The organism is Xanthomarina sp. (assembly GCF_035306705.1).
Taxonomy (GTDB): domain Bacteria; phylum Bacteroidota; class Bacteroidia; order Flavobacteriales; family Flavobacteriaceae; genus Xanthomarina.
Window position 1 is genome coordinate 1 of the sequence record NZ_DATGNO010000104.1, and the last position, 5,242, is coordinate 5,242.

The 5,242-nt window shown below is 34.7% G+C and carries 7 protein-coding genes; all 7 read right to left on the bottom strand.

Translation table 11 applies throughout. The annotated features are described in order from the left end of the window. Positions 1-746 (bottom strand): CPBP family intramembrane glutamic endopeptidase (locus VKY47_RS09210; RefSeq protein ID WP_324312222.1); only part of this gene is annotated, 746 nt, incomplete at its 3' end. A 123-nt stretch (positions 747-869) separates the two neighbouring features. Beyond that, positions 870-1,649, bottom strand: a complete 780-nt coding sequence (locus VKY47_RS09215; RefSeq protein WP_324312224.1) for a CPBP family intramembrane glutamic endopeptidase — start codon at positions 1,647-1,649, stop codon at positions 870-872. A 575-nt stretch (positions 1,650-2,224) separates the two neighbouring features. Further along, complete coding sequence (locus VKY47_RS09220; protein WP_324312226.1) at positions 2,225-2,818, bottom strand: CPBP family intramembrane glutamic endopeptidase; 594 nt, start codon at positions 2,816-2,818, stop codon at positions 2,225-2,227. A gap of 93 nt (positions 2,819-2,911) precedes the next feature. Further along, positions 2,912-3,160, bottom strand: coding sequence for a hypothetical protein (locus VKY47_RS09225; RefSeq protein ID WP_324312228.1), 249 nt, complete (start codon positions 3,158-3,160; stop codon positions 2,912-2,914). Between the two features lie 217 nt (positions 3,161-3,377). Then, entirely contained in the window at positions 3,378-3,989 is a 612-nt protein-coding gene (locus VKY47_RS09230) for a hypothetical protein (protein WP_324312230.1), read from the bottom strand. A 156-nt stretch (positions 3,990-4,145) separates the two neighbouring features. Next, positions 4,146-4,655 (bottom strand): S41 family peptidase, encoded by a 510-nt coding sequence (locus VKY47_RS09235; protein WP_324312231.1) that lies wholly within the window; start codon positions 4,653-4,655, stop codon positions 4,146-4,148. Positions 4,656-4,976: 321 nt separating this feature from the next. After that, the coding region (locus VKY47_RS09240) for a toxin-antitoxin system YwqK family antitoxin (protein WP_414731221.1) at positions 4,977-5,242 on the bottom strand (266 nt) is incomplete at its 5' end.

Here is a 5,242-nt window from a genome sequence, read left to right on the forward strand (position 1 = left end):
TTTACAGTGATAAATATTGCTCCTGCTAAAGCTCCAAGATAAATTGCCAAATAAATCAAAAGGCTTTCTGTTGACAACCCAATCGTTGAGGGTTCACTAAAAAATGCAATGGCATTAATAGAACTGTGTAGAAGTATTGGAATAAGCAGATTGTTTGTCTTGTAATATACTATGGCAAACATAACCCCATAAATAAGAAGAAAAATTATTCCTTCCGGATTAAAATGAACAATAGAAAAAAATGATGCTGAAATTAAAACTGCCCAAAGAAGTGAAGTCTTTTTTCGGCAATAGTTAAAAATAATTCCCCGATAAACAAGTTCTTCAATGATTGGGGCAATTATTATCATATTTATGCCTGATAGTAAAGAGATTAATCCGACGGACTTTGAAAGAGGAGTCTCTATTCTTATGAGTTCGTCTGTTAGTGAATTAATAAAATCAATAGGTTTTAAAAAGGGATTTACAACCACAAATAACAAACTGCCCAGGATGAACATTATAATTATTTGTTTAAAACTAAACCTAAATTCAAAAGAAATATTATGCCTTTTTTTAAAAAAGAATACTATGGGCATTAGTGCAATAAAGCTAAGGCCATCCAAAATTAAATGATAAAACTGAGACGGTGAGTAGCCTAAAATCATGGGCACTGTTCCAAAAAGAAATAGAAATAATGCGTTTCCAATTAAAAAGATAAAAACTATAAAGAGGGTGTATGACAAAAGTTTTAATGTTTTTTTCATGTCAATTAATTTAAGTAGGGCCGAAAAATTCCGGCCCTTGTTACGCTATTGGTGATTGCCCCAACCCATGTTATGGGGCCAGATATTTAATAAATAATCACCAATCTAAGCAAAACAAACAGTCTATGTTTTGTTGAGAAATGTTATTTTTTTATTGGTATATAATAATAAGTAAGCTACTAAAATGGTGGCAAAAACAATCATTAGCCAATAAATACTTATAGGGAAAAAGTCTTGGGGAAAGTTCGTGCGCAAATAATTTTCTAATGAAACTGATGTTATAACCATTAAGTTTGAAAACGAATGCACAATAATGCACAATCCTATTCTCCCGGTTTTATAAAAAAGCCAACCTGTAAATAATCCCAAAGAGAGAGCAGTAATAACTTGACCCCAGTAAATATTGGAAACATCTATGTGCACTAAAGCAAATAATATCGCAGAAATTGCTATGCTTTTTTGACCCGAATACTTAGTCAAAAGCCCTCTTAGAACAATGTTTCGGAAAATAATTTCCTCAAAGACAGGAGCTAAAATGGCGTAACCTATAATATTATCTAACGAAGCCATTGAATATGGGGTGTATTCCCCTATAATTAGACCTCTGAAAACAGGAAACAATACTCCGAAATGAAAAATTATCAATACAAAAAGAAGTGGTATTAACATGCGAGGCTTTGCTATTCGGTAATCATATTTGATTTTTTCTTTTGAAAAGCGGTTTTTCCAATGTGCTAATAAAATGAGGATGGCACTTCCTATGGAAAAATAAATGTGTAAAAGGAGTTTGTCATCGGCGATCATTTTAGCAAATAACAAAGAAAAACCACCTGCAACGAGTATGAAAAATAATATGAATATGCAGCTTTGAGAGATGTTTTGTGGGAAAAATTTATTTTTCATTTATTTTTAAGAATATTCATTTATGAAAAACAGATGAAACTTAACCGAAATTAAACGATATGTTTGAAATTCAAGTTGTTGATAAAAAATAAGTTTCATCTGTTTTAGGGCCTTTAATTGGCGACTCTATTATATACCCAGGCAAATCCATTCCAAACCATTCCTACAGCATTTAAGGTGGCTTCAATAACTCCAGAAACTTGATTGTCATGAGAGTTTACATATACCATATTTGTATAAGGGAGAATATTTCCACCGCCATACTATAATACTCCCCAATAATCGGACTAAAAGTTAAGTTGAAAGAATTTTGCCTTAAAGGCTGAGATAAAAACAAGAAGAAGCATTCATCCGGCTCACTGCAAGGTATAGCAGCTATCGCAGTCATCAAAGAGCGTAAAATTTAGCTGATATATCAATACGGCTATACTGACTTTTTGACTATCGTAGTATTTTTATAAAAATTGCATATGTTCGTCTTTTAAATGTTCAAAAAAAACGTGCGTTCTACCGAAAACAGAAATCTCCTTCCATTCCCGATTTTTTTTTACTGCTTTATCGATTTGTTTATGTATTTAAAATAAGAAGAAAAGTAAGTTGAGCATTGAATGAAAAATAATGGAATAGATAAGATTTCTTTCCCGCAAATAAATTAATGCAGTCAAAACTCCAACAGCAAGGAAATGCAAATCAGAAATGCTTATTTTCTCTGGGGATAAGTGCGTTAACGCAAAAGTTGCCGCAGTCAAACCAATTATTCCCCATTTGGGGTAGTTCCTGTTTAGAAGGAGTTCAATCGCTACTCCTCGAAATATCACCTCCTCAAGTACGGGCGCTAAAAAAAGTAAACGAAGCAAACGAATCCAAAAAAAGTTCTTTTCGTTACCACCAGTAAATTCCGGAAAAACCAATACAATTAAAAAATAGTATAATGTTACCGCAATTAGATAAAGAAATAATGGACGAATCTTAGGCCTCTTGAGATGAATTATTTTAATTAGATCGGTAAACTTAAGTATAAACAAAGAAACAATAAATGAAATTACGACCGAAAGGGTGAACATTATTTCGAAAGGTTGATTCATCCTGCCAAATAAAACTATTCCCAACAGAGTTAACAATACAGGCATAAGCATTATCAGGATGATTACAAATATTGATTTCTTCATAAAACCCTAGTTAAGTATTCTAATTAAATTTAAAAATCAAATATGGGAAAAGCGGACATCACAATAATTTCATGATGTCCACCCTATTGGTCTTTAATGGGAGATCCAATGGTTTAATGCTGCACTCCACCGATAACCGGCTTGGATGGCCGGATCTCCAGCTGCACCTGGCCCTGAGTCGGATGTTGGACACTTGGAACATCCAAATACATGGTTGTTTGTATCTTCATATTTTATAGGTGCATCAGGTGCATCCCCATACACTGTCACTCCTTCCAACACATAGGTTCCAAGGTAAGCATTCGGTCTGCCACGTATTGTAAAAGTAAGAAAAATCCCCAAGCAGGGATTGCCCGCCTGGGAAGTTGGAATTTTCTAAGTTGTAGTGGAATCTCTTGGAATTAGTCGGAATCTTTTGAAAATCCTTGACATTTGTTGGACTTTTCCCAAATGTGTGGCAACATGACCAGTGGCGGGTTGCGGGTGAATTTAATCTCTGGTTACACAATAGTTAAAGCGGGCTACCCCCCTTGAATTATCGACTTTCCCGGCAGGTTTTTTATAAAAATATACGAAATCCTATGTTGAATAGGATCCGATTATTCTTACTATCAAAATCCGATTCATTTTTCCGTAAAGTTTTTTCAAAAGAGTATTCTATTGAGGGTTCTAGAGATACTTTTGAGTTAATAAAAATAGCATAACCAAAGCTAGGATTAATTGAAATTAGATTGGTTTTTGTTTTATTGGCAACACCTTCTTGTTCAGATACTGAGTAATGATAACCTGGTTCAAGACCTAAAAAAAGACCGTTATTAAAATAATATTTAATTAATGGAGATATTCCAATTGAATAAGCATTTGAAGTATGTAATAAACCGGAAGCTTCTTGTTTGTTGTATGAAAATGATGGAGATACTCCAACTACAAGTCCATCAGCGACAAAATACCCAAAGGTAGGCTCAAAAGAAAACCCAAAAGATTTTTGGTCATATTCGAGCGATTGCACCTCTTCTCCTGAGAAGAATAATTTAGCTTCACTACTTCCGCTATTGTACGCAAATCCGGCATTTCCTCCTAAAGCAATATTTCCTTTTGTTGTTGGTTTTTCAATTTGACTGTAACAGTAAACTGTGCAAAAGGCAAAAATTAAAGTAAATAGATTTTTCATAAAATTAATACTTGGGTTTTAAATCAATTTAATTGTAAGCTAAATGGGCTCCATCTCCCTTGTACCTGACTAAAGTATCCAGTTTTGCCATGCATTCTTCTGAATAGCTAAGCATTACATTAATATTTTGTTCCATGGCATTAACATCGGCACGGTTTATTGCATCCAACACGTATGCCTCTTGCTTAATACCGCATTCTTTAAGGAGTTATCTGAATAAAAACCTGTCATTTTGCTGACTTCATTCTTTTTGGCCCTAACTTCTTGAATCAGCTGCTGCCGTTTTTTCTCAACCCGCCTTGCTCCCTGGCCCCGGGTTACGGCTTTCAAGTATTTCCAGGTTTCGTCTTTCAACTCCGTAAAAGAATTACCCATTTGATTCATGTACTCCACGGCTTCACCGGGAGCCTGAGCCTTTACATTGGCAGTTGCAACGAATAGTACCAGGCAGATATTCAAAACTACTTTCTTCATAAGAGCTTCGACCATAGCACCACCACCATTACCCCTTATGTCAAGAATTAAAACTTCAATGCCCTCTCGCTTTGTTTTTATCAGCTCCTTGGCAAGATCGTTGGAACAACCGGGCATATAATTGCCGTGTTCGTCCCCGTTAGTATAAAACGATGGCAAATAGATGTAACCGACTTTACGCTTTCCATCCAACACAAAGCTCCTAATCACATTATATCCACCACTCCAATGATGGCCTCAACTTCTTTTTCAAAAGAATGCCCTTGAGCATTAATGGAAGCACCCACAGTTGAGTATAAAACTGCAATGCTTATCAACAATAAACGCATAGTGAGAAATAGTATTATTTTGAATACCTACGAACCTGGATTAAAAGTATCACAAAAGACTTATCACAGACGTTTGGATTTCAGTATTACGTTTCGCACCGATTTATTGACAAGAACTTTTTAGCCCTATCTGACTAAAAAAGTCTGATAGGGCTAAAATTTATTTCTTAATATTTTGTGGTCATTACTCAACAACTTCTCCGTTAGTATGATACCTTACACTGCTAACAATTTGGTCGTTTTTATATTTTCCTTCTTCTCTTAATGAGCCATTTGAATAATAGTATTTAAATGGTCCATTTTTAGTTCCCTCATTATAAGTAACCATCTCTCTTGGTGTACCATCCGCATCCTGAATTATCCATTCACCGTCTTTTTTACCGTTCTTATAGAAGCCTTTTAAAATATATATTCCATCTTCAGTTTTCCTGGAGAATTCGCCAATCAATA

Excerpts from the sequence above, each read along its gene's own strand:
- VKY47_RS09215 (WP_324312224.1), bottom strand. The coding sequence starts at position 1,649 with ATGAAAAATAAATTTTTCCCACAAAACATCTCTCAAAGCTGCATATTC.
- VKY47_RS09220 (WP_324312226.1), bottom strand. The coding sequence starts at position 2,818 with ATGAAGAAATCAATATTTGTAATCATCCTGATAATGCTTATGCCTGTA.
- VKY47_RS09230 (WP_324312230.1), bottom strand. The coding sequence starts at position 3,989 with ATGAAAAATCTATTTACTTTAATTTTTGCCTTTTGCACAGTTTACTGT.